General features: G+C 46.0%; 23 protein-coding genes. 3 read left to right on the plus strand and 20 right to left on the minus strand.

Features of this window, described 5'->3' with window-relative positions; genetic code table 11:
- Positions 1-61: 61 nt before the first annotated feature.
- From AT705_RS03870 to AT705_RS03885, 4 genes are all read right to left on the minus strand, one after another.
- On the minus strand, positions 62-1,111 hold the full coding sequence (locus AT705_RS03870) for a nuclear transport factor 2 family protein (RefSeq protein ID WP_237113781.1): 1,050 nt from the start codon (positions 1,109-1,111) through the stop codon (positions 62-64).
- 141 nt (positions 1,112-1,252) lie between these two features.
- Entirely contained in the window at positions 1,253-2,281 is a 1,029-nt protein-coding gene (locus AT705_RS03875; protein WP_058795572.1) for a helix-turn-helix domain-containing protein, read from the minus strand.
- Between the two features lie 93 nt (positions 2,282-2,374).
- On the minus strand, positions 2,375-3,169 hold the full coding sequence (locus tag AT705_RS03880; RefSeq protein WP_058795573.1) for an MBL fold metallo-hydrolase: 795 nt from the start codon (positions 3,167-3,169) through the stop codon (positions 2,375-2,377).
- 117 nt (positions 3,170-3,286) lie between these two features.
- Positions 3,287-3,661 (minus strand): EF-Tu/IF-2/RF-3 family GTPase, encoded by a 375-nt coding sequence (locus AT705_RS03885; RefSeq protein WP_058795574.1) that lies wholly within the window; start codon positions 3,659-3,661, stop codon positions 3,287-3,289.
- Between the two features lie 300 nt (positions 3,662-3,961).
- Between AT705_RS03885 and AT705_RS03890 the strand changes: the two genes are divergently transcribed.
- Entirely contained in the window at positions 3,962-5,032 is a 1,071-nt protein-coding gene (locus AT705_RS03890) for an esterase-like activity of phytase family protein (protein WP_058795575.1), read from the plus strand.
- A 173-nt stretch (positions 5,033-5,205) separates the two neighbouring features.
- Here the strand turns inward: AT705_RS03890 and AT705_RS03895 are convergent, their stop codons facing one another.
- Complete coding sequence (locus AT705_RS03895) at positions 5,206-7,701, minus strand: GH92 family glycosyl hydrolase (RefSeq protein ID WP_058795576.1); 2,496 nt, start codon at positions 7,699-7,701, stop codon at positions 5,206-5,208.
- A 547-nt stretch (positions 7,702-8,248) separates the two neighbouring features.
- Between AT705_RS03895 and AT705_RS03905 the strand changes: the two genes are divergently transcribed.
- A complete protein-coding gene (locus AT705_RS03905; protein WP_058795578.1) occupies positions 8,249-10,081 on the plus strand; it encodes a peptide-N-glycosidase F-related protein in 1,833 nt (610 codons plus the stop codon).
- A 419-nt stretch (positions 10,082-10,500) separates the two neighbouring features.
- Here AT705_RS03905 and AT705_RS03910 read toward each other — a convergent pair whose 3' ends face one another.
- From AT705_RS03910 to AT705_RS03920, 3 genes are all read right to left on the minus strand, one after another.
- A complete protein-coding gene (locus AT705_RS03910) occupies positions 10,501-10,932 on the minus strand; it encodes a hypothetical protein (RefSeq protein WP_157576655.1) in 432 nt (143 codons plus the stop codon).
- A gap of 102 nt (positions 10,933-11,034) precedes the next feature.
- Positions 11,035-11,280: a hypothetical protein gene (locus AT705_RS03915; RefSeq protein WP_058795580.1), complete on the minus strand. Its 246-nt coding sequence runs from the start codon at positions 11,278-11,280 to the stop codon at positions 11,035-11,037.
- 171 nt (positions 11,281-11,451) lie between these two features.
- Positions 11,452-11,946 carry a hypothetical protein gene (locus AT705_RS03920; RefSeq protein ID WP_058795581.1) on the minus strand — a complete coding sequence of 165 codons (495 nt, stop codon included), beginning with the start codon at positions 11,944-11,946 and terminating at the stop codon, positions 11,452-11,454.
- A gap of 683 nt (positions 11,947-12,629) precedes the next feature.
- Here AT705_RS03920 and AT705_RS03930 point away from each other — a divergent pair.
- Positions 12,630-12,809: a hypothetical protein gene (locus tag AT705_RS03930; protein ID WP_049863092.1), complete on the plus strand. Its 180-nt coding sequence runs from the start codon at positions 12,630-12,632 to the stop codon at positions 12,807-12,809.
- A gap of 427 nt (positions 12,810-13,236) precedes the next feature.
- On the opposite strand, the gene AT705_RS03935 is transcribed toward AT705_RS03930, so the two are convergent.
- From AT705_RS03935 to AT705_RS03985, 12 genes are all read right to left on the minus strand, one after another.
- Entirely contained in the window at positions 13,237-13,719 is a 483-nt protein-coding gene (locus AT705_RS03935) for a DUF6265 family protein (RefSeq protein WP_058795582.1), read from the minus strand.
- A 312-nt stretch (positions 13,720-14,031) separates the two neighbouring features.
- Positions 14,032-15,393, minus strand: a complete 1,362-nt coding sequence (locus AT705_RS03940) for a sensor histidine kinase (RefSeq protein ID WP_058795583.1) — start codon at positions 15,391-15,393, stop codon at positions 14,032-14,034.
- Positions 15,390-16,055, minus strand: a complete 666-nt coding sequence (locus AT705_RS03945) for a response regulator (RefSeq protein WP_058795584.1) — start codon at positions 16,053-16,055, stop codon at positions 15,390-15,392. The genes AT705_RS03940 and AT705_RS03945 overlap by 4 nt, the downstream gene beginning before the upstream one ends.
- A gap of 40 nt (positions 16,056-16,095) precedes the next feature.
- The gene (locus tag AT705_RS03950) at positions 16,096-19,158 is read right to left on the minus strand and encodes an efflux RND transporter permease subunit (RefSeq protein ID WP_058795585.1); all 3,063 of its coding nucleotides are present in this window, start codon (positions 19,156-19,158) and stop codon (positions 16,096-16,098) included.
- A gap of 3 nt (positions 19,159-19,161) precedes the next feature.
- Positions 19,162-20,229, minus strand: a complete 1,068-nt coding sequence (locus AT705_RS03955) for an efflux RND transporter periplasmic adaptor subunit (RefSeq protein ID WP_058795586.1) — start codon at positions 20,227-20,229, stop codon at positions 19,162-19,164.
- Positions 20,219-20,962 (minus strand): MipA/OmpV family protein, encoded by a 744-nt coding sequence (locus AT705_RS03960; protein ID WP_058795587.1) that lies wholly within the window; start codon positions 20,960-20,962, stop codon positions 20,219-20,221. The genes AT705_RS03955 and AT705_RS03960 overlap by 11 nt, the downstream gene beginning before the upstream one ends.
- Before the next feature lie 542 nt (positions 20,963-21,504).
- Entirely contained in the window at positions 21,505-21,768 is a 264-nt protein-coding gene (locus AT705_RS03965) for a hypothetical protein (protein WP_058795588.1), read from the minus strand.
- 54 nt (positions 21,769-21,822) lie between these two features.
- On the minus strand, positions 21,823-22,269 hold the full coding sequence (locus tag AT705_RS03970) for a hypothetical protein (protein WP_058795589.1): 447 nt from the start codon (positions 22,267-22,269) through the stop codon (positions 21,823-21,825).
- Between the two features lie 258 nt (positions 22,270-22,527).
- A complete protein-coding gene (locus AT705_RS03975) occupies positions 22,528-22,836 on the minus strand; it encodes a hypothetical protein (RefSeq protein WP_058795590.1) in 309 nt (102 codons plus the stop codon).
- Positions 22,837-22,920: 84 nt separating this feature from the next.
- Positions 22,921-23,220, minus strand: a complete 300-nt coding sequence (locus AT705_RS03980) for a DUF6174 domain-containing protein (RefSeq protein ID WP_157576657.1) — start codon at positions 23,218-23,220, stop codon at positions 22,921-22,923.
- A 208-nt stretch (positions 23,221-23,428) separates the two neighbouring features.
- Positions 23,429-23,527: a DUF7684 family protein gene (locus tag AT705_RS26060; protein ID WP_420492111.1), complete on the minus strand. Its 99-nt coding sequence runs from the start codon at positions 23,525-23,527 to the stop codon at positions 23,429-23,431.
- Between the two features lie 22 nt (positions 23,528-23,549).
- A complete protein-coding gene (locus tag AT705_RS03985) occupies positions 23,550-24,623 on the minus strand; it encodes an SMP-30/gluconolactonase/LRE family protein (RefSeq protein WP_058795592.1) in 1,074 nt (357 codons plus the stop codon).
- Positions 24,624-24,649: the final 26 nt, after the last annotated feature.

A 24,649-nucleotide genomic window follows, 5' to 3' on the forward strand; every position in this document is an offset into this window, starting at 1 on the left:
AAGCATTTTCCCTTTCCCACCTGACACGGCCAGTTCATTGCCCCGCCACCGTGTTACCACCCTAACGCTTATCTAACACCTCTATCATGGCCTCAGCCACCGCCACTGAAGACAAATAGTTTTGTCCGGTGATCAATCTGCCGTCGATTTCAACAAATGGTTTGTTCCGTTCACCATGCAAAAACTCGCCTCCTCTGGCCTTTACTCGCTCACCGATAAAGAATGGGAACGCCTTAAGATACGGTGCGCCCTGTCGCTCAAAAGATTCCGGATAGCCACTAACACGTTTATTGGCCACCAAATACGCACCCGACTTCAGTTTTAAATTCACAATACCAGCGGTGCCATGACAGACCGCGGAAATAATGCCATTATTTTGCTCGTACACCGCCATCGCAATCGCCTGGATCTGAGGGTGCTCAGCAACTTCGTACATGGCATTACTTCCTCCAACATAATGCACAGCATGATATTGTGACGCATCGACCTGCTCCGGTGCCAGACTATGACCAATTGCATACATGAATTCAGGGTCGTACAAATACTGTTTGTGGATCGGCACAGACGTATTCACGTACGCCAGGCTCAATGCTCCCCCTCGAGTACTCATAAAATCCACCGTATATCCGGCTTTGATAAACGTGTCATAGGCGTACACAAGCTCAGAAAAGCTGGTTCCGGCCGGCAGTTCTGTGTCGCCGTGAAAGCTGGCACTCGATGCAATAAAGAGGATTTTTTTACTTTTATACTGAGTACTTTTATCCGTCGCAGTTTTGCTGACGATCTGCCATTTCCCGGCTATCTGCTTTAGCAGGATATGATCAACATAGGTCTTGTAAGGAGGCGCTACTGTGATTTTTAGCCGCGCCATGGCGATGTCACCATCAATTTTCAGCGAAAGTACTTTGCCCCGACGTTGTTTATCACTTTGACGATTAAACCAGTTTGCATACTGCTCGGCTGTCACCGTCCAGAACGGTTTAGTATCATGGGACAGCAACAGCTGGGCTTGCGAATGAAATGCGTTTTTGATGCGCGCAGGGTCACTCTCGCGTGTCCCCTGTAAGTAGTCATTTAAAGCTTGTAAGAGACCCGCTTTATCCGACGCCATACTATGTCCAGAGCTTATTAAACATAGCAAAATCAGGACGTATTTAAGACAGGTTTTCATGGTGTTTCTCCGGTTAACGAATTTCACCTCACCTTAAAACATAACCTTATAAAACAAGCTCCTGAATTATAATTTAGGTATTCAGCATGATAATTTGCGAGTCTGTTGCGCGCGAAACTGACTCGGGGTTTGACCTGCGTATTTCTTAAATGCGGTGTAAAATGTCGAGCTGGCATTGAAGCCACATAATTCTGCAAGGTGTTCCATCGTCAGGCTTTGCTCTTGCAGCAAAAGTGACTGAGCATGCTGTACCCTGTAACGATTAATAAATTGATTAAAGTTACAACCATAATGCTGATTTAAAAACTGTGACAACTTGGTGTGACTGACACCTAAACGTTTGGCCAATCTGGGTAATGACATACCTGGGTCGGTAAACAACAATTCTTCATCGAACAGTTGAGTTAATTTGGTTGATAGTTCATGGCTCTGCTGCGGTGATATCGTCTGCGCCGCGTACTTCTCTTTTGTTCGGCTTCCCCCCGAATAGACCACGATACTCAGATACAACACCATGGAAAATGACAGTGCCCCCATGATGTAAGACGTGTAAGCCGCAGTATAATAAGCAAACCAGATCAGCCAACCGCCACCCAACACAACAACGTGCAGATCGCGCCAGTTTGGCGTGTTTTGTCTTGACCATAAGTCGACCAATTTATGCCGATACAACCAACTTGCCGCTATTAAATACCCAAACCAGGCATAACCTGAACCTCTGTATATCCAGATTTGCCAAAGCTCCAGATTGCTATGATAAGGATAGACCGCACCAGTGAAGGCAACCACAAGCACCCAGCCTGCAAAATGCCATCGCAATATTGGGCTATTTTTGTTTGGGTTAAGATGACACGCACAAAAAGAAAACAAGCTTGGACCAATCAGGCAGCATGCACTGAGCCCCAGTTGTAAAATGTCTTTACTGAGTCCGGGGCTAAAATAAAAAGCAATCGATTTGCCAATGCGAATACTCAGCATCAGCAATAGCAGGGATAACCAGGGAGCCCCCGTTATCTCACGTCGCTTGTAATAAATCCATGCGGCAAGTAAAACCCCGTTAAATGCACCCAGCGAGGCAAAGAAGAACAAAAAGTAGCGTGAGAATTCCATTATTATGATTATTAGGCCACAGACCCTGCCACTATCGCATATCAACCAGACAACGCCAAGGATACACTTCTTTGAGTCACAACAATGCGTGCTCTAGACAGAGTCGTGTTCACGCTCAATAACCTGGATGGTTCTCTCTATAAACCGCTGATAGGCTTTTTGTGGCAAAAATGGCGATTTACCCGAGAGATTAAACCGCTCAACAAGGTCAATCACCTTTTTGTTTGTCATAATCTGCTCTACGCTTAGCCCTTGAATGCTCAGTAAACGGATGGTATCCACCCATTCGAGAGTGTTTTTTCTGAACTTTCGCAGCGAGGCTTTATCCTTAGCAGCCCCATGCCCTGGAACCACCAGGCTCTGCTCATCACCCATTCTTAAAACTGTGTCTATCGCATTGTTGAAGCCTGCAACACCGCCTGCATAAAAGGTAGGATGCCAGCTGGTATCGAACACATCGCCGACAAATATGGTATTGCTCGGCTTGTGATAGTAGATGTTATCTGTCGTGGTATGAGACTTCACGACTCGATGAGAAATCCCTTGTATACTGCTTTCGCCCACCACTAATTGAACGCCCTGGCTGGTAAAAAACGCATTACCACCGGAATGATCGTCATGAGCATGTGTATTTAGAATATGCGTGATCGGTTTGTGATGAATTTCCTTAATCACTTTTTCCAACTCAGCTAAATGTGCTTTGCCTGGCATAGGGTCGATTAAAACCAAACCATTGGGTGTCTCAACAAGGCCGATATTCGTACCGTAGTCTTTGCCTGATAGAATGTGTAAGTGCTGCGACACTGCTTGCACCTGAATGTTGGCACTCAGTGCAGCAGCACTCGTTAGGCTCAACACAAAAAGCCATAGGGCTTTTAATAAATTCAAAATCGCTCCTTTTTTGATGTTGTATTATAAAAAAGCAAAACACATTCACTTGAAAACTCGCTCATAGCTCCGCCTACCTCAGGCGAAACCTGATCTACTCTATGAGGCGCACGGGCCTCACTGTGTTTTACGCTGGCCCGACTGTGCTATCACCAAAGTGTCACCACGACTAACAACCTCAACAGAGGCGCCCTTCAGTATCACACCTATTGAATCTCCTTTTTCTGCGTAGGTTAGTAACTCCCTTGGGCGCTCTAAGCCAATAATTGTGACATCCAGCACAGCGCCACTTTTTGTAATCACCTGTGCAGAGTCACCATCGTTCACAGAACCGCTTGTCACCGTACCTGTAACATAGATCCCCCTGCCAATCAGGGTTGCGACACTTTCAATTGGTAATTCAAATGATGCGGCATACAACTTGTGACTAAAGCTGATTGTACTCAGTAACCCAATCAATAAAAACACTCTGGAAAACAAAGATAAACTCATCAATACCTCTGGTTGATTCAAAATAACGTGTAAGGCAAGCGTTTTAGTGTGTAATGCTTATAGCAAAACCTCTACACAACACCTTCAAGCTTATATAACCAACAAATACAAATTTTCACACACGCCTAATCTGAGGAGTTGATTCTACAACGCTTTGAACGTATCAAACAATGTACCTGTAAAATATTCCCCCCGTTGAGCAATTCTGCCCAGCGACATTATTTTTTTCACCTTTTTGATGCAAACTCCATATTACCTGCGTATATTGTTCTGTCCTGATTATTTGAAGTAAAGATCCTTATGCGCAGTTGCCTATTCTTAACCTTACTGGCCCCTTTTTTCGCAAACTCAGCCGCTATGCAGATCGAGTATTTAGATGAATTTATTGTTCCGGCTGATCTACGCGTCGACGGAGACAAAGTCGGTGGGTTATCTAGCATTGAATACACCAATGGACGCTATTTATTAATCGCCGATGATTCTAAAAAGCCACGCTATTTCCAGGCAAATATTGCGATTAAAGGTCAAAAAATTGAACAGGTTCAGTTCGAAAAATCCCTACCGCTGGTTAACAAACAAACCAACTCGGGTGTTGTTGATCCCGAAAGCCTTCGAATAGCGCCGAATGGCAAGGACATCATTTGGACCAGTGAAGGCAGCATTAAATATAAGCATGCACCGGCTATCTTCATGCAAACCGAACAAGGTCTGGTTGACTTTACACTGCCAAAAATGTTCGAGATCAGTAAGACAAGCGGGCCCAGACATAATGCCGTCTTTGAAGGACTCACTGTCGCACACTCAGGCAAAGGTATTTGGGTGTCTGCGGAAGGAGCACTCAAGCAAGATGGTGAAGAATCCAATATTGAGCACGGTAGCCTGGTCCGCATTTCCTATTTTGATTTTGCCTCAAAGAGTATGCAAAAACAGTTCGCCTACTACCTGGAACCTATGGTAAATCGCCCGGAGGCAAAACCCGATGCGTTTCGCACTACCGGCCTGGTCGAGATATTACAGGTAAATGAACATCAATTGCTCACCATGGAGCGTTCATACACGGCGGGTATATCAGACGGCGGGAACGACGTTAGCATCTACCTCGTTGATTTTAAAAATGTAACCGATACAAGCCAAGTGGCCTCGCTCAACCAGCAATCCGTTCGCCCTGCCCGTAAAACCTTGCTGTTAGACATGGCCAGCATTAAACAACAACTGGGCTCAAAACACATTGATAACCTGGAGGGCATGACTTTTGGCCCCCGGCTTGCCAATGGCAATATGAGCCTGCTCATGGTGTCTGATGATAATTTCAACGTACATGGCAAGCAGCTGAGTCAGATCCTGTTGTTCGAGGTTAAAACAGGTAAATAAAAGCGTCAGCAAAATAAATGCGCTAATCCTTGCCCTTTGAAAATCTGAGTATGACACGACTTTATGGGTAAAAAAGCCCCAGCAAACGGCACGGGGCTTTAATAGGGAATGTTCTTTATTAGCCAGAGGCACGCTTGCCTCTGGTCAAGTTTACAACCTTATTCGCCCTGCAGTTATTGAACAGAAGGCGCATAGCTCGGTGGCCTGTGCTCAGCAGCCCCTCCAAACGCTTTGTTAGGCGCTTCACTCAACGAAAAATCCAAAGTGACAGGCTGGTTAATATAGGTTTCATCAATCCAACTGTTCAGACTGGCTTTACCATTGACCTTAAGCGCATCAATATAAATATGCGTGTCTGATGCTTGCGGTGCGTTCAACGTCAGGTTGCCAATGCTAGCACGTTTAAACTGAGGACTGGACAAAACCAGATCGGCACGGCCCGGGTATTTAGGGTAAAGTCCCAGACTACTGAACACATACCAAGAAGACATCTGACCCAGATCGTCCTGACCTGGAATACCATCTGGCGCATCCAGCCATAACTGCTTCATGGTCTCGCGTACCGTTTGCTGTGTTTTATATGCCTCTGAGGTATGAAGATACATCCAGGGTGACAAAATGGATGGCTGATTTGAGACATCTGAAAACTCCGCTGAATCACGATACAACACCCAGGTACCATCTGGTTTGCGGAAATGGCTGTCCAGCCTTTGGACCATGGCTTTGTCACCGCCCAGGGTTTTTGCCAGTCCTGCCCCATCATGCGGGATCATCCATAAATACTGAGCCGGGCTGCCTTCGACAAATAGATGACCAGAAAACGGGTCAAACTCGTCTTTCCAGCTGCCATCTTTGTTACGCCCCTGAATATAGCCCAGCGACTCAGTGGCAGACGGGTTGTAGAGATTGCGCCAGTATCCTGCCTCATTCACAAAACGCGAAGCGTCATCATGCTTACCCAGGCGTACTGCCAGCTGAGACAAGGAGAAATAGCTTGATGCCTGTTCCAGTGTTTCCGATGCCCCTTCCCAGCTGTTAGATTGGTCTGAAATATATCCGAGTTGCTGCCATTGATCTAACGAAGGTTTTTGGCCACGACAAAATACCGGACAGCCAACCTCAGACAAATCGAACGCTGTAGGCTCTGTTGCGGCTTTGTACAATGAGTCATATGCACCGGTCACGTCAAAATCATCAGCACCAAATGCCACAAAATTTGCAATCGCGATTGTCGACGGATCACCGCTCATGACACCGGTTGCTCCCGCGTTGTGGGTCCATCGGTCCCATACGCCATTATACTGGCTCGCCTGATTAAACAATGACTGAGCAATATCGCTACCACGCTTTTTGTCTAACAAAGTAACGAGCTGCAGCTGAGAGCGGTATACGTCCCACCCCGAGAAGTTGGCATACTGATGCGTCTGGGTCCCTTCAACAGTATGAACCTGCTGATCAAACCCGACATATTGACCATTCACATCTGAATAGATGTTGGGATGATACAAGCTGTGGAACAGCGCCGTATAAAAAACTCTGAGTTTGCTGGTATCGTCAGACTCCACTTTCACTTTAGAAAGCGTGTTTTCCCAGGCTGTCTGAGCCTGCGCCCTAACCTGTGCAAAACTTTGCTCTGCCTGCTCTTTTTCAAGGTTCTCTCTGGCGTTATCAAGACTCACGTATGAAATGCCAACACGCATTTGTACGGTTTCACCCGCCTCCATATCCAGGTCAACCCAAACACCTGAACCTTTGCCTACATCCGGCCAACCATTATCACCGTAGCCCATTCCACCTTTGGCAGAGTCTTGCCCCGTAAATACCTCATCATCTTTCCAGCCACCCGAACCAGCAATGGCTTTATCCAGCTTGGCGACGAAATGCAGCGTGTAGTAGTCTCTTTGGTTGTGCTCGCCAAGATAACCACAAAAATTCCCTGAGGTTACATACCCCGTGACTTCGCCTTTTTGAGCGTCGACTTTGACATAAGCATCGCCGCTACCCAATTGTGAGTATGAGGTCCTGAAAAGTAGTTTGGCGTTGTCTGCCTGTTCAAAAGTAAAGTTTGCAATTCCCGTGCGGGTTGTTGCGGCAAGTTCAACATTCACACCATTGTCTAAGCCAACCTGATAATAACCGGGTGTGGCGGTTTCATTATCATGGCTAAAACCAGCGCTGTAGTAGGCATTGATTGGATCAGTTGCAGGGGAAAATGTTATGTCTTTGGTAAATGGCATCACAGGAATATCACCTGAGGCGCCTAAACAACCAGTTCCGGACAGGCGCGTAAAGGAAAACCCTTTTACACGACTAGCCTGATAATTGTAGCCCCCTGGGGATACAGGAACACGTTTCTTTTCCTGCAGTATTTTTTTTGAGATCCCTTCAGATTCTGCCAGCAGATCGTCAGTGTACGCATGCTCGGGACCAAAATTAAACATCCCAAATGGCACCAATGCACCCGGCGTCACATTACCGGCCTGTCTGTGGTTAAACGGCCCCTTTGTCCCAATCAGGGGATCCACATAGGATACAACGTCTATAACATAGTTAGAACTTGCTGATACTTGCGTGCCTGCGCTTTGACTGGGAGCCTGCCCACACGCAACCAAAATAGCGGATGATACTGATACTAAAGCCAGGTGCCTGACCACTTTGTTTTGTTTCATTACTGATTCCCACCCAAATGGATCGTTCCAATTTTTTAATATAGTAGTAGCGAATTGGCCATCACACTGCCATTTTTTACAGTATTTACACAAATTTAATGCGCCGATTTAAAGGTTATGAGCGATAACTTGCATTATCGAGGCGCGCGTGGTCGGCATTTTCACTTTGCATCAACCAATCACCCGCCACAGCGCTATCAAAGCCGAGATAGTCCAATATACCCATCAAGAAGCTGATTTTAAAAAACCAGAACCCACTCGAATTGTCATCAAGTAAAATGTGGTTTCGCTCAGAGCTTAAATGCTTTTGAACTACCGAGGCAGGAAAAAACCAGAGGAGTAGATGGCAGTGCACCTAATAAATTCGACACTCTTCACACTCTGAGGCAGTACAACACCACCTTCATTCTTCCATAACAAGCTCTGGTGTCGGGAGTCCGGTCCACTTTAATAATTTTCAAGCTCAAAACCGAGAAGTTGATATGCCTATGTATCCTTATATGGCACATTGGTAAAATATTTGTAAACACACACTCAGAGGTTAAAGATGAAAATCGGATTTATCTGTCTTTTGCTGTTTTGCACTACCGCACTTGCCAAAGAGCAGCTGCTCACTCCATTCACCTCATTTACCAAACATGGTGATCATACATTTGCCGTCGAACTGGCGAGTCAGAAGAATACTGGCCGACACTTACTTGAAATAGAACTCGGCTGTGCGAGTCAGGGCTGCAGCGACTGGGATTACACAGTGCGATTTGAATGGCAGAAAGACGGTACCAGTTATGAACTGGGCAGATTGATCACACCTTATGCGGGTTACATGCAACGCGCTATGCATGGTTTTGACCGCACCTGGCGGCGTACCTATACCTTTGATGTGTCGCACTTAATCCCTGTATTACAAGGGAAAGGACACTTTAATGTCCACTATGGCGGCTGGGGCGCCAAACAATCAGCATTCGGCATTTCAGCAAAACTATACTCTGACACCCAATTTAACAAACAAGAGGTTCTGAGGGCTATACCGCTGTATGAATCGGGCTCTGAAGGCTGGCCATATAAAACCTCAGAGTACTTTGATACCTTGCTAACGCAACGCGCCTTTCAATTTAAGGCCAATGAACAGCACGCCGAAATAAAAATGATCGTATCTTCCCACGGCCATGCTTTGTCATTCGATAACTCGCAAGGTGAGCCGGAGCTGTGTGGAGAATGGTGCGACCGCTTCTTTACCATTAAGCACAACAACGACACAATTGTAAAACAGCAACTATGGCGAAAAGATTGCGATATGAGTGCGACCTTTCCTCAGGGAGGCACCTATATTTTCGCCCGTTCCAACTGGTGTCCTGGTGAATCTGTTGCCCCATTCAGTTATGACATAGATACCGCGCACACAAACAACACGATTGATCTGGACTGGCAACGCTACAGCTGGCAACCCTCTCAGTATGGCAATACAGCACCTCGTTACATTGTTAATGCTGTGCTGGTTACCTATGCAAAGAAGCCAGCGACCACCGATATTGCGCTAACCCGTATTGTATCGCCCAATGCACAGACTCCTGAGCGATTTGGAATACAGTGCGGCGCCATTGAAGCTGAAATCAAGAACATGGGTAGCGCCAACATCCATGCAGTACGGTTTCACTACGGCATTGCCGGGCGACAGCGGCACTTTTACGACTGGCAGGGTAACCTCGAGCCCGGCGATAGTAAAATAGTGCGTATCCCTACCCGCTATCTTGGCCAGTTCGATACACAAACGGCCCGCATTAGCATCAGTGCAAAGGTGAAAGGAGACGAAAACATGGCGAATAATGATGCTAACGCCTTAATGCATATGCCGTTATCATTATTCAACACACCCAGGCTCAATATTCTGACCGGTAAAATCCCGGATGAAACCAAAGTGGAGTTACGTGACAGGCATCAAAATATCATACAGTCCTGGCATACCTTCAATGCACAGCAGTGGCATGAGTTGGCGCTTGAACAACCGGCGGGATGTTATGAGTTAGTTGTGTATGACGCTGCCAGAGATGGCCTGGCTTTTCCTTTTTTCAATAATCGTAAAGGCCAGGGCGCACTGAATCTGTCCTATGACTTAGACGGAAAAGCGGTCACCCATGAATTGCAACCAGACTTTGGCCGCAAGCTCTCTATCCCTTTCACGCTTGGATACAAATTTGGTGGATGCGCCGCGCAAGCATGGCAAAGCGACAAAGCCTACCGCAAAGGTGATGCGCCGGTAGCGTACAATGGCGTCATTTATCGAGCCAGACACTGGAGCTATGGATTTCAACCTGACAAATCGGGCCAATATGACGCCTGGCAGCCAGTGAGCTATTGTGACAGCAGTCCTTTAAACGAGTAGCTCAACAAAACGACATCAATGCAGGATACAAAAACTATTGAGTGATATGTCCTGCTGTTAAAAAGAACCGCGCCCGTACCAACTTTTTTGCTCTGGCGCGGTTCACCGGCGAAGCCAGAATTGACTTTCTGTCAGGATATAACCTTGCGTTAAGCTATTTTCATTTGATTTTATTAAGTATTTTCACTTTTACCTTCGCTTCAGCGTGCTGCTGGTTAAACCGGAGACTTATCCGCATAGCACCCTGTATCGATACATGTGAAATTTCTCTGGTGATCATGGATAACAGCCTACTCGCTCTTTCCATTCGACTCGGCCTAAATGCATTACCAGATTAAGTTCACTATCTCGGGCATTATGCTTGCAAACTTGAATGGGTGGCGGTAAAAATTGGGGGGAAAATCTACTGCAAAACAGTGCTAACCTTTCTGTTTTTCAATTGCTTCCCTTAACCTGTCTATTTTCTTTTCTAGCCGCTTATCTGAAAGTTCTAACTTGTTTTCCGACATTGACCTCTCCAGTTTTTTAAGTACAGATCTTTGATACTCTGTCAGCTCACGTGTGCTGATAAAGCGAAAAACCGTTAGCGCTTCGCGAGCAATCCTGACATCTATCAGGGCCTGTGAGCGCGTAGCACCGTCCGATATGATTGAGTCTCTCAGCTTCAACAACAACTCGAGCTTTTCAGCAGATAAAACATCTAAATGCTCGAAAAACTCTCTTTTCAATAGGGCTTCATATTCCAGAGTTATCGATTTTTCTTCTGGCGACAGAGCATTTTGATAGGCTTTAGACGGGGTCATTGGCTTACCGGCAAAACAAAAGAAACTCATCACCCCCAAAAAGATCATAAGACACTTCATGTTACATCGCCTTTATAAGAAAATTAGAAAACAGTAATGTAAAAAGAAAATTAAGAGTAACGGGCAAATCTTTTCCACTCATTAACCACCTCAAGAAACACCACTATCCTGCGCACCTCCGCCAAATTTATTACTATCAGGTTTAACCTCATCATCCTGGCTTTTATAAAAAGCCCACAAACCCATGGCAGCCACAACTGGGATTAGCCAAACGATGATTATCTGCGCGACTTTTTGAAACCTTTCCAGATCACGCCTTCTGCCAATAAAGACTGATACCAGCATGTTCAGTATTAAAACAATAGCGACAAAAGCATACCCGTAATTTATTTCCATAACCCGCTCCTTAGACATTTTAAAAATATCGCAGTAAGTAGAACAAAAATCGAAGTAGTCACATCTGGTTCGCCTGCCTAAATACCCACAGCATTGAAACTCAGGGACAAATAAATCAATAAAATGCACCTTAACATTAACGAAGCTCTTCACTTTGTAACGGGGTTAAAGCTACTTACCTCGCACTAACTTATTATTCTGTAGTATTAGCTTTACTCTAGTGTAGGTATCATAAGCCCTCGCGGAACCCATTTCTGATAATGACAGTAAAAAGTAATCAGGCGCACTATTGTCATCTATGTCTTTGTATCCAGAGAAAACACCTGCGTTTTTGACTTCGCTGCCATCGATAATGATGAGTACATGCCGATGCTCTGATGGTGGACTATTTCCACCCATATAAGCTTTATAGAAAAACTCTGTTTCACTGACTTTAATGACATTAGATACGTCTTTAATAAAGCGCTCATTAGCGATAAAGCTTTTTCTACCTGTCCCAATGTGTACAGCAAAAACATCATAGACAGGAAAAGGAAATAACTCATCATCGTCATTTTTCTTGGCGCATAAATAAAAAGATGCGTTTGAGTAGATTTTCTCACAATCACTCGCCTTCGCACTGACGCTTAGCAATAGCATGGAGAGTGCAATAAACAGGTACTTCATAAAGTCACGCTATCCCTAAAACCGATTGGCAGCTTGCAGGTATCGTACACGCCAGTCAACTATCCACATACCCATTTGACCAGTTTTTGGGCGTATTGTGCTGCTACTTCATTTATGTAAATTTGAAGGCTTTCAATATTATCGAAAATCATGTTTGATGGAAATTGATCTGGCTGAGCGTCTATTTTTCCGTTCCAGGTTAGGTGAATACAGTCAAATCTACCATCACCAAGTTGAACTATCACATCATCATTTGCCTCGGATTTAGCGATCACTGCTAACTCAAGTCGTTCATAACCAGAGCTAGAAGACGGACACAAAAGCCCTCATCAAAAGACCACGTACACATAAAAGGAACGGCTACTACAACCTCATAATCGCCTGCGACAAATTCTACCGTAGTTTTCAGAGGATGCCTGCCGCTCCTCTCTGGGTATCTTTATTTTCCACCTTACTTAAAGTAAAACACATTTAAAATACCCAATAAAGGGCCAAAATATCCAATTGCCCCCAAAAACCAACCACCTCAAAAAATTAAAAAATATAACTTTTCATTATCAAAAAACTTGGTTATTGTACAAACAGGCCCTGGCATATTGTTGAGAAAAAGTCAGCTTTAGTATCACATTTGGGGTTCATTTTATAAATTTAAAAATAAACAATCTAAAATAAGGAAATATAAAATGAAAGTACAACTAAAAAAGAAGAACCTAAAAACGCTTAATGAAAGCAATCAGCTTGCTAATCAAGCAACGCCACAAGTTGCAGGTGGTGCGGAGATTTCTGTCTACCCACAATGCAACCCATCAAACCCTGTTATTTGCTGGACAAATGGTGGCTGGCACGGCTGTGTAACTAAATAATACTAGTTGCCTTAACACAGGCTAAAGCCCAACCTGCTGCGCTTGTGGGAGATAGTTAGATGATTCTTCCAAGCGCAGTTTTAAACTAAATATCCCTATAACGAAAAAATCATATAGAATAAAATTCGCTAACTGATCATTGCTTAACATCGGTAAACTTGACAAGCAGTGAAACCTGAAACGTTTGGAGTCGCTCAGTTGTTTGTGTAAAGCGAATCAAAATGCAATCTTTGTATTTTACTACAGACCTCTCGTCACACTTTGTAATAATTGATTAGCAGAAGTAAGTCTCATTCAAGCTATAGAGAAAAATAAAAACTGAACGCTTCAACAGTTAAATGATCTCAAGCTATATACCCTGTGCTCAAAGGTTCGCCTGACATTCTCATAAATCTTCAACCACCCTCTCTCTGGTTATCTGCACTTGTCACTCATTACTAGCGTTTCCGTTTTTACCAATGAACTCTATTGAAAAGCCTTTACCGCCTTCTCCTGAGACAAACGCTGTAATCGTCTTGCTTTTGTTTAATTGATACTTAATTTTGTTGGGAAAATCATGCCGTGAATTCTCGAATACCGCGGAGTCAGCAGTGCAACTTGTTAATTTAAAGGCTGTCGGTAATGCATTACTGGCTACTTTGGCCAAATAAAAAACCTCTCCGGACATTTCAACCAACCGAAGCGTTTCGGCGCTCACAACTTTGTTCTTAACAATTGAATACGTTTGACCATAGCCCTCGAATGTTTTCTCACTGATCCGGCTCCATGATTCATTGAATGTCAATTTACTGTTTTCAGAATACCAATTGCCTATCAGCCAATTCAATGAGTTCAACGAATTACATACTTCCTCTTTGGCCGAGGATTGAAAAGCCAAACACAGTAGCACCAAACTCATCACTTTCATCATTACATTCAACTCCATTGATAACTAGATTTGCAAACGCAGTACGCGTAGTTCTGCATAGCATGGTTCACCACAGCCAGAACAAAGTGTAACTGTACTCTTATTAGACTTAATTTATGTTTGTTTAACAACATACAAAGATCTAGCCATTGCGATGCTAAATTTGCCTTACCGTTGTCATTAGCAACTTAACAGTCAATGCTGTATTTATTGCAAGCTGATATGTTGTGTTTGCACAGCTCTCGGACCGCAGGAACCACAAAGCAAAGGCTGTGACAGTAACACCTTTTCCCAGCTGCCCATAATCAGCAGACACTAAGCATTTCGCTCAGTAAACACCACTTTAAAACTCGCACCGCCCTGCTCATTTTTACAAGTAACGCTAAGTTTGGCGTCATGAAAATCAACGACTTCTTTGACGATAGACAGGCCCAGTCCGCTGCCGGTCAGGGTGGATTGCTCTTGTCGCCAGAAACGCTCAAACAGACGGTCGTAATACTGTGATTGGATCCCTGGGCCGTTGTCGCTTACTTCCAGCTCAGTAGTGGTCACTTTTACCTGAATTTTGGCGTTATCCTGCGAGTGTTTTAGGGCGTTTTCGACCAGGTTTTTGATCATAATGTGCACGGCGGCTTTATCAGCCAGGATCTGATCTGTGTCGGGGTCCGCATCCAGGCTTAGTTCTTTATCAAACTGCAGTGCCAATGGGGCAAGCATCATACACACTTCCTGCGCCAGTGCCGACAAACTCACCGGTACTTTGTTATACACCACAAAGTTTTGCGCACGAGACAGGTCCAGTAGCTGCTGCACCACCCGCGTCATGTACGCCACATCGTTGACGATTTCTTCACGGATCTGGGGCGCAATATCGGCCAGCTGAACCCGGGTGTTTAACACAGCCAGTGGCGTTTTAAGTTCGTGGGCCGCGTTTGCCACGAACCGCTTTTGCTCATCAAAACCGGCCTCTACCCGCTCCATTGCCTGGTTAAGTGAATTCACAATGGGCTGAATTTCATAGGGCAGGCCTTCATTACTGAGCCTGAAGCTCAGTTGCTCTGGTTTGATCTGCTTTAACTGGCCTGCCACGGTTTTTACCGGTTGCACCACTGAGCGCACAGACAAATACCCGACCAGCATAAACACCCCAAATGCCGCAAAAATGGTAATGGCGGTCACCCGGTTTAGTGCCGGTATCACAGCTTCGTTCGCCAGTTCGGTGATCAGATCATTGCGTGCCATATCCAGCAGCAGTGCCTGACCATTCAGTGTGAGTTCGGTGCGAAAACGATCGACCCCCGCCAAATGAGAGTATCCAACCGGAATAGTTTCGCTCAGCGCTTCAAGCGCAGCCGAGCCTTGCTCATTACTTACAGACTGAAGCAACACCTCGTTATTCGCAGCACGGATAACACGAAACGCAAAGTTATTATATAAGGCATCATAGCCCCATTTTTCAATCACGCTATCAGGAGCATATACCAGCTGCTGCTGTTCAAAACGCAGTGCGTCTGCTATATCTTCGCTCATCCCCTTCATACTGACTTCCAGCGCCAGGTTGGCATAGTTCATCGAAAACAAATGTAAGATCACACCAATGCCGGTAAATACGACAGAGCCAATTAGTATAAAGTGCAGGTAAATCTTGCGAGCAAGCGAGTTTTTTATGATTTTCATGCCAGTATATATCCTATGCCACGAAGCGTTTTGATAGTCACGCCAGCTTCTGCACCATCGAGCTTTTTGCGTATTCGGTGAACCGCGACTTGCAAAGCATTGTCAGTTACTTCAAACCCCATCGCATAAATAGCATCGTATAATGCGTCTTTGCCAACAGTCAGCCCGACATGGCGTAACAGATACTCCAAAATAGCCACTTCGGTTTTACCCATAGAAAGGTTTTCACCACCCACCGTCACTCTGCGAGATTTTGGGTCAAGGGCGAGATTGCCATGAGACAACAGAGTGCCTGTATACTGGCTTGGTCGACGCAGCAGAGCACGCATTCTTGCCAGTAATTCGCCAATGTCGAAGGGCTTGTTGATATAATCATCTGCGCCCAAATCCAGCCCAGCAATGCGGTCATCCACACTGCCACGCGCTGTTAAGATCAATACAGGCACCGGGTTTTCGGCTCCACGCAGTGCTGCTATCACATCCAGTCCGTCTTTGTCGGGCAGACCCAGATCCAGAATAATGGCGTCGTAGTGCCACAGGGCCATTTGATCATGTAATGCACCCGCACTGGTGGCAATATCGGCAGCATAGCCTTCCTTAGTCATGGCCTGCTGGATAAAGCTGGCCAGTTGCAGGTTATCCTCAGTGATCAAAATACGCATACTAGGTTCTCCATTGTCTGACTTGCAGTGCTTTTGCTCGTTATTCCGTGCATATATCAATCAGGCGTGGCACATCTATCGATGAGCGCTTACTATATTTAGGTAACAGCAATTGCAATAATACCGGGATGACCACCAGCACCAGTATTGTAGAGGTCACCAGCCCACCAATAACGGCCCATGCCAGCGGTGGCCACAAGGGGCTGCTGGCTGACGTTAGAGGCAGCATGCCCACTATGGTTGTAACCGAAGTTACTATAACAGGACGCACCCTGTTTTGTACCGATAACATGATAGCAGCCTGAGTATTCTGACCGGCTTGTACGTAAAGCAAAGTACCGTCGATCAATAAGATAGCATTATTTACTACGATCCCTGCTAATGCCAGAATACCCAATACTGACATAAACCCGAACGGAACCTGTGCCAGGCTCAGCATGGCAGGTGCACCTACAACGGCAAATGGAATACTCAACATCACCAGTAAGGTTAAACGCAGTGAGTTAAACTGGAGTACCAGGGCTATAAAAAGTAGCAATGCACCAACCGGCAGCGTTTTCACCAGCGCATTATTGGCCTCACCAGACTCAGCCATTTCGCCGCCAAACTCCAGTTCAAGGCCATAGCGCTGTGCAATGGCTGTTAGTGCTGGTGTCAGTTCAGTGAGCAGTTCAGTCTCATCCACACCGGGCGCCACTTCACTGATCAGTTTAACCACGGGCACACCGTTTCTGCGTTCCAGAAGCGCCGGCTGGCCAAACACCTGAATAGCTGCCAGCGCATGCATTGGTACGGGTTTGTCTATCAAAGACGTAAGTACACCAGTATTCATCATGTCCATGCTGTCATGGCTTGAATTCGGGTCGTACAATACCACCGCGGTTGGGTCATCGTTAAAACTCACTTGCGTGATCGTCAGCCCTGCACTGCGCCAGGCCAGATAGTCATTGAGTTGGCTTTCCGTCAGGCCAAACTGACTAAGGCGTTGCTGATCAAACGTCATCGTCAGCTGTGGGACGGGGACTGCGTAGTCTTTTCCCGGCGCTTCGAAGCGCGCATCTGCTTTGAGCATGGCAAATACCTCTTCACCGGCACGGCGAAGTACATTGTAATCCTCACCACTAAGCCACATCACCACAGTACTTTCTAATGGCGGTCCCTGGCCCAATTCACGGGCGCGCAACACGGCCTCTGGATACGCTTTTTGCAAGCTGGTGTTAAGCTGTTCAACCAACTGAGCCATATTTGTATTGGCTTGTGCAGTGAGCACCACACGGCCAATATGGCTTTCATCCGGCTTTTGCGCCAAATTGTAGTAAAACCTCGGGCCAGAAAAGCCATTGAACACCAAGGTACGCTGGACGCCCGCTCGGGCGCTAATGTCCTCAGCAATCTGGTTCAATATGCTGGCTGTATATAGTTTATGACTGCCCATCGGCAGCTCTACATCCACTATGGCCTGATTACGGTTGGTTTTTGGAAAAAACTCGCCATCGGCTTGTGGCAATGCCATTAATCCGGCGCATAAACCAAAAGCAGCAAACAAAGTCAGCGCTTTATGTTGCAACGTAAACTGCGATAAAACCAAAGCACCCTGCTCCAAGCGTTGTTGCAACTGCTGCTGCCAGCGTGACGCCCCGAGTTTGCGAACAGGCAAATAACGGTTAAGCAACGGCACCAATGTCAATGCAATCGCGTAGCTGGCAACAATACACAAAATAACCATCACAGGAATACTGGCAATAAAGTCTGCCACACTGCCCTTGGCCATGAGCATAGGTAAAAATGCCGCTATCGTTGTCACGGTGGCCGCGCATAAAGGGCGCCATAGCTCATGGATACTTTGGATGGCGCTGTGCAAAGGATCGGTGCCAGACGAAATATGGCGATTAAAACGTTCAGCAACCACGATACAATTATCGACCATCAGGCCAAGCGACAAAATAAGTCCTGCAATCGTCATCTGGTGTAGCACCCCATCCATTGCACTGAATGCTGCTATGGCAGATAGCGTGATAGCCACCACCGCAATACACACACTGGCTGCCCCACTTGCGGACAGGAAAATAAACAAAATAGCGGCAATGGCAACCAGGCTAAGCATTAAAGATTGCATCAGGGCATCTTTGCGCTTTTTGGCCCACTTAGGCTGGAATAACTCTATGCTCACGGCCTCAGCGCCATAGGTCTGATTAAACCGCTCAACCAGCTGGGTGACCTGCGCTCCAGCCTGAGCAATGCGGATCCGGTTAGGTACCAGAGTTACCGCCACGCCTAGTTGCTGCTGACCGTCAACCCAGAATGACTCCTGGGCTTTAGGGTCGGTACGATAGTGGACATCAGCCAAAGTTGAGAGGGGTAACTGCTGACCCTGAGCCGTTGCGATCAGGGTATTTTTTAATTCATCGGTAGAGTCTAGCTGAGCCACCGGAGATAAGATCAGATTAGCTCTGTCATCGGTGATGCTGGCTACCGAATCTGTATTATTAGCATCTGCAATACGCTGTGCAATCTGCAAAGGTGTGATACCCGTTTGCTGCATAGTCTGCTGTGAAAAAGCCACCGCTATCTGTTGACCCGGATCACCCACCAGCTGTGCATTGCGTACCGTGCTAAGTGCCAATAGCTGGTCGCGCAGCGCAATGGCAAGTTGGCGCTCCTGCAACAAATCCCCCCGGCTGCGCACTGACAAAAAAATACCTTGGGTGTCCTGCACGCGATCCATTATGGTCATCGACAACGTCGGGTTACTCTGACGTATTGGCGCAATACTTTCTTTGATCCGTTGCCAGACCTGATCTGTGTTGTACACGGTTTCTTTTAACTCAATATCCACTGACGCAGCGCCATGTTTTACCTGAGCACTGTAAGCCTGGATCTCATCTACTTGTGCTAACACGCGCTCCAGCGGGCGAATGTAACGCTGCGCCAAAGACTCGGCTTCGAGGCCACTGGCATTGAGCACAATCAGACCATTGCGATATGGAAAGGTGGGGTCTTCCTGCTCAGGGGCACTAAACCAGCCTCCCACACCAGCAAGGCACACAATACACATCAAACCCAGGATCAGGCGTGGGTTGACAAACCAGGGCGTTTTATTCACAACTTACTCCTTATAAAGCGAGGGGGTTTGCAGCGTCCGACTATCTGTAAATACCAATGCAGGTGAATCAAGCGCTTCTGCACTACTTACCAATAAATGATTGGCTCGCCCCGTTACGACCTGCACGTACTGGCGTCGTTCAGGGCTCGATTGCAGCACGACATAAGGCTGGCCTGCTTCGTCATAATGCAGGACCCCGCCAGGCAGCTGATATAAGCGCTGATCTGAAAGCGGAATTTGTAATTGTACATTCAGACCCATCCAGCTTTGCTCATGTGCTGCCAGTTGGACTTTCAAAAAAAAGAAAGGAGAGCGAGACCCCAGCGGCAGTACGCGCTCTACAATTACCCCCTTAATTGATTCATTTAACGCGGGCACAAATACCTCTACCTGCTGTTGTGCATCGACTTTTAAGGCTACTTCTTCGGGGATTGCAAAGCGGGCATGTAACGCATCGGCCGCCTGAAAGTTCATTACCGTTTGCCCAGCCTCGGCGTACTCTTTTTTACGTACCAGCAGATCGCTCACCACCCCATCAAATGGCGCGCTGATGGTCAGCTCCGCAAGTTGATTGCGCGCGGCGTTGACTTCGGCCTGCGCCTTATTTATCTGCTGATAAGCCATATCCAGGTCACGACGAAGCTTGTCCAGCTGAGATTGAGTTTGCAGGTTACGTTTTACCAAAGCCTCAGCACGCTCGAATTCGGCTTGGGTGTTGGTAAACGCTGCGTTTGCCCGCTGGAGCTCAGCCTGGGCCTGATCCAGCAGCGCATAGGCCACGGGATCGTACAGCTCCATCAAGGCTGTGCCCCGAGTCACAAATTGCCCGGCACGTACCCAGAGCTTTTCTACCCGACCCGATTTCAGGGTAGCCAGCTGAGTGTCTTCAGCGCCTTCAATCTGGCCATAAAATACTTTTTTTGGTACGTCCACAACCCGCTCAGGCAACACAGTGGCTAACTGATCGTTAGCTGGCTGATTGGAATCAGCCTCTGCATAAGCGTCACGCTGCTGATCCTGACAGCCAAGCAGCGCTATCAGACTCAGCAGAACTAGAGGTTTAGAAGACATATACATACCCCAGCAATAGTTGCGCAGCACCAGATTTATCTATCAATGGAGAGTCTTCGATCTCGCTACCGTAGGCGGTGTAGCTCAGGTCAGCCTTAATCATATGGTTTTTACCAAAAAACCAATCACTGGAGACACCCACCTCAACATTCATGGTTGCTTCGCCCACATAAGCCATACGCCCGGCGCGTTGCTCGTTGGGTAGAACACCATAGTAATAGTCAATCAGATCTTCACTCAGATAACTGGCAGACACATAGGGCACGATGCGGCCATCGCCTACGTTAAATGGTACGCCATAACTTACACTTGCCTCATACCCTTTATGGGTGCTGGTAACATCGTGCATAAAAGAAAAGCCAAACTCGCCAAACTCAGTGTCCAGCTCCCCTTCAAACCCAAAGTCGAAACTCATATCCCTGTCTTCCATGCCCAGGAAAATGTCACCATCGGCTTCTTCGTAACCATCCAGCCGTAACTGACCCACAACCGAAAACTCTATATTTTCTTGCTGCCAGACTTTATAGCTGCCACGCGGACCTAATAATGAAAAATTACCAGACTGAATGGCCAAAGCCGGCACCAGAATGGTCTCATTGCCAACATCTGTATAGCCCTGATCCTGAGAGACAATTGCTGCGCCAACTCCCCATTGAGTGCCTTGGTCCTGGTCGTCAGCCAGAGTAGAAAAGCTCATAAATGCCAGAGAAATCAAAGAAAATGTTTTATTCATTACCGTGCTCCGTTAGTCAAACTTACTGTGTCGGACAACTCATTTGTCCGGGGTTAAGTAAAACTTAAGGGAACAAACTTTCTTGAAACTTACAGCCCGGTAATTTTTTTGAAAGTTATGACTTGAGATAATCGAGGCACAGGTTGATCTGAAGGTATCGTAAATAGCTATGAGACTGTGTCGACGCCTGAGTAGGTTAACGCAGCAGTAATATGCGAAAGGTGAAGAGACTAACTTGTTTGATTAAGTGATCGCCATTTACTGTTAAACCCAGCGTGGTATTCATGCCAAAGCTGATCCCACGTTGAAACTGAGTGATCTCATTATCTTTTATGATAGCTTAGTGCGCATTGACTACCTGGATTGCACGATATTCTGGCTCATTGCCAATAGCTGGTAGTCTTATTCCCGGTGAAAGTGATTTTTCGGCCAGCTATGGTTACAGGCACTTTTGGGTGGTTTGCAGGATCAGAATGGACTTTAATGCATTGTCACTTTCGCAAGAGTCAATGAATAAACACTCGAAGTGCATGCTAAACACTTCAATACTCGTTCGCACCAGAGCAGTTTATCACGGCTGAAATAAACTGCTCTGGATTATCAAGACCAGTAAAAATGTACTCCACCGCGCCTTGCGGCTCAGCCAACTCAATTTTGACATTCGGGTTACCAGCGTAATTGTAACGCTTTACGCACTGGGCTCTTGCCACATATTCATCATGTAGTTGTATTTTGGCGATGTTCCTTAATGGGATAACCAGCGGATGATACAAGCCATAACGAATAACTAGCTCATTACCAACCAAAGAAACCGGCCTGCAGGATACCGCGCGATACACAGCAAACTAAAAGCCGCTTAACTATCTGTCAGCCATGACGTGATCTTGCTTTTGCCCGTTCTCCTGTGCCCGTTCCTGGCCTTTTTGATACTCTTGCGCGATCATCTCTTCTATCACTGACGCTTTTTCATTAAAGTCTTTTTCTGATAAATAGCCAGCTTCAAATAGATCCTCAAGCTCGTCCAGCTTCTCTTGCAGCTGTTTGATCTTTTCAAGATTGACACCCAGGCGTTGCATTATAATGGCCTCTTGCATCTCGCCCAAAAAGTTGTCGTTGCGGATCGTCGTCTGCAACTCTTTTCGCTGATATTGCAAACTAACCTCAGAGGGTTGAGACTCGGGCATTTCCATAGCAAGTTCCTGACTGAAGCCAGAGTCTGTATTTCCATTCCCCGGCAATTTACTGCCAGTGTCGACTTTGTTGTCGGCAGCCAATGGGCCAGCACCTGCCGTTTTATACATTAACATAGTAATTCCTTGATACATTTCTTATACCTGCCTGTATGTATCAAAATTTGAGCCAACTAGGAGATTGTTATATTAAGTAAGTCTGAAGCTGAGCTAAGATATGACGTTTGCCCAACAAACAACATGCACTTATTACTCCGCGACAATAATAAGGTTCTGATACCAGACACAACACCATCAATTAAGTTTTACAACTCAGGCACGCCAATTTGATCTGAACTCGCATTGCGAAGAGTAACTCTCACGCCGTTGAGAGTGTTAAAAATCAATGTCCCCACCATCTCCCTTGGTGCTGAGCAAAAAACGAAACAAACGACCCAAGCCCCGCAAAAGCCAACTTATGACATCGATTGGAGACTCAATAATCGATTCGAGGACATCCATAGTTTCACTTTCTGTCTCGCGTTTTCCGCGTTTTTTACTTGGCCAGAGCATATATGATATAAAATACAGAAAACCACCAGCCAGCAAGCTGGCCCAATGAAAATGACCGGTCAACACACCCAAAATCAAACAAGTTCCGGTGAAAAAGCCCAAAAGGGCAAAAACAACTTTTAACTGTTCCATAGTTCATTTCCTTTTATGCGCCATCTCCAAACGCAGTCAAATCAGGGAAGCTAGCAAACAAAGCAGTGAAGCTGACAAGCCTTGTTAAGATACCTTAAACTCCATAATTGAATAACTACATTCATCATCAACAACCTGGTCATCCCAGTCAACCTCAATGTTCAGTGGAAAGCCATATAATGGGTGATATTCAATTCGTAGTGCATCTGCATTCAGAATTGCTTTTTTTGCCAAATCGAAGCGCCCCTCAATAGTCACCTTTTGCTTCCCTTCTAATAATTGTGGCTTTCCTTCAACCACTTGCACTTTACTGTAGTCCAAAAACATGCAGGCATCCGTCGCAATAAATGAGTATTCCGTTAATTCAAAGCCTTTCCATTGCATGTTCTGTCTTTCTACCCTTTCAACTGTTTCTGCATTATTAACCCAATGCATAATGCCCCAAAATGAGATAATCAGGAAAATAGACATGCCCAATGTAAAAATTATGGAATATACGTTTTTTGAACTAAAAATTACCATGATTGCCCTCGAACTACTCATTAGGAAAGTTTGCCATGTCTACAGTGGTATCCCATGAACCGCATTCCTTTCACCTTGCCATCATGTAAAGACATCCTGAGTCCACCAGCCATTTGCTCATAGTTTGTTGTCTTGCACTGCTAATTTTCCCCTCAATGACAAACGACACTTTTCAAAGGGCTAAGTCCATATTATTGCGCTTTCACGCTTTGACCCAATGTACAGTCAAGTATAAATGGTTCATAAACACTGCCAATCAACAGGTGGTCTTCATAGGGCGCACCAACGCTTGAGCCTGAGATAGCCTCGCCGTTATTCAGGTATATTTCATCCACTGACATACCCTCGTTTACATTTATCCGAAGCACTTGTGACGCTGAGAGATTTGCATGATTTTTACTGTGCTCCAGATACTTGAGCATTTGTGGGTGGCCTGCAACCCACAAATTACCTTCAGAATCCCATTCGAGATTGTCTAGCCCGCTATCAATTGTCATTTCGTCAATGAGTTGCAACGTTCCTGTTTGCTTATCTCGCGCATAGGTTAACAGCCTCTCACCAGTGGACTCAGAAACATACACTTTTGACGAATCACGGCTGACTTGAATACCGTTTGGGTAGATAAGATCACTAGTTAATTTAGTAATACTACCGTTTTTTCCATATGCTATTCCACCGCGCGCCAGACGGCCGAAGGATTCCAACAGGCGACCAAAACGAGTGAGGCTGCCTTTGTCTATGGTTGCATAAAAACTGTCACTGGTAATTGCCGCAACATCATTTAGGCTATACGGTAAATCTGTTGTAAGTGTTTTTGCACGTTTGAGCGCCCCATCGATAATTTCAAAAATGATTACTTCACTATCAGAGCGCTGCTCACTGCCGGGGGCTGATGGAGGGTGATTCACGACAAAAAGCCGATCTGCTCCATGAGGGTTCTTCCACAAAGAAACCCCATGTGGGTAAAAAGTGTCGCCAAGATCGTGAGACATAAGCGTTGGCTTTGAATGGGAGCCTGTTTGATAAATATATATACCGCCACCTTTAGTCCAATTACGTCTGTCGTGTGCAGAGATATAAGCCAGGCCACTTGTTGGATCTATCGTTATGTCCTCTGCGCCTACCACACCTTCTACTGTGCTGCAGGTGCCTGCAAAATGCGGTTCGATTGTTTTATATGCTCCGCTATCAATAACTGTATCCATGACAAAAACAGCCGGAGGTAAGAGCAGGACCGTGATACCTATTAAGCACTTTTTTAGCATTCAATTTCTCTTTGTTAATTTGTCTG

The organism is Pseudoalteromonas rubra (assembly GCF_001482385.1).
Lineage (GTDB): Bacteria > Pseudomonadota > Gammaproteobacteria > Enterobacterales > Alteromonadaceae > Pseudoalteromonas > Pseudoalteromonas ardens.

Excerpts from the sequence above, each read along its gene's own strand:
- AT705_RS03935 (WP_058795582.1), bottom strand. The coding sequence starts at position 13,719 with ATGATGAAAGTGATGAGTTTGGTGCTACTGTGTTTGGCTTTTCAATCC.
- AT705_RS03930 (WP_049863092.1), top strand. The coding sequence starts at position 12,630 with ATGAAAGTACAACTAAAAAAGAAGAACCTAAAAACGCTTAATGAAAGC.
- AT705_RS03890 (WP_058795575.1), top strand. The coding sequence starts at position 3,962 with ATGCGCAGTTGCCTATTCTTAACCTTACTGGCCCCTTTTTTCGCAAAC.
- AT705_RS03980 (WP_157576657.1), bottom strand. The coding sequence starts at position 23,220 with ATGCAATGGAAAGGCTTTGAATTAACGGAATACTCATTTATTGCGACG.
- AT705_RS03910 (WP_157576655.1), bottom strand. The coding sequence starts at position 10,932 with ATGATCTTTTTGGGGGTGATGAGTTTCTTTTGTTTTGCCGGTAAGCCA.
- AT705_RS03920 (WP_058795581.1), bottom strand. The coding sequence starts at position 11,946 with ATGAAGTACCTGTTTATTGCACTCTCCATGCTATTGCTAAGCGTCAGT.
- AT705_RS03975 (WP_058795590.1), bottom strand. The coding sequence starts at position 22,836 with ATGGAACAGTTAAAAGTTGTTTTTGCCCTTTTGGGCTTTTTCACCGGA.
- AT705_RS03895 (WP_058795576.1), bottom strand. The coding sequence starts at position 7,701 with ATGAAACAAAACAAAGTGGTCAGGCACCTGGCTTTAGTATCAGTATCA.
- AT705_RS03870 (WP_237113781.1), bottom strand. The coding sequence starts at position 1,111 with ATGGCGTCGGATAAAGCGGGTCTCTTACAAGCTTTAAATGACTACTTA.
- AT705_RS03960 (WP_058795587.1), bottom strand. The coding sequence starts at position 20,962 with ATGAATAAAACATTTTCTTTGATTTCTCTGGCATTTATGAGCTTTTCT.
- AT705_RS03940 (WP_058795583.1), bottom strand. The coding sequence starts at position 15,393 with ATGAAAATCATAAAAAACTCGCTTGCTCGCAAGATTTACCTGCACTTT.
- AT705_RS03885 (WP_058795574.1), bottom strand. The coding sequence starts at position 3,661 with ATGAGTTTATCTTTGTTTTCCAGAGTGTTTTTATTGATTGGGTTACTG.
- AT705_RS03985 (WP_058795592.1), bottom strand. The coding sequence starts at position 24,623 with ATGCTAAAAAAGTGCTTAATAGGTATCACGGTCCTGCTCTTACCTCCG.
- AT705_RS03970 (WP_058795589.1), bottom strand. The coding sequence starts at position 22,269 with ATGTTAATGTATAAAACGGCAGGTGCTGGCCCATTGGCTGCCGACAAC.
- AT705_RS03875 (WP_058795572.1), bottom strand. The coding sequence starts at position 2,281 with ATGGAATTCTCACGCTACTTTTTGTTCTTCTTTGCCTCGCTGGGTGCA.
- AT705_RS03955 (WP_058795586.1), bottom strand. The coding sequence starts at position 20,229 with ATGTCTTCTAAACCTCTAGTTCTGCTGAGTCTGATAGCGCTGCTTGGC.
- AT705_RS03945 (WP_058795584.1), bottom strand. The coding sequence starts at position 16,055 with ATGCGTATTTTGATCACTGAGGATAACCTGCAACTGGCCAGCTTTATC.
- AT705_RS03915 (WP_058795580.1), bottom strand. The coding sequence starts at position 11,280 with ATGGAAATAAATTACGGGTATGCTTTTGTCGCTATTGTTTTAATACTG.
- AT705_RS03905 (WP_058795578.1), top strand. The coding sequence starts at position 8,249 with ATGAAAATCGGATTTATCTGTCTTTTGCTGTTTTGCACTACCGCACTT.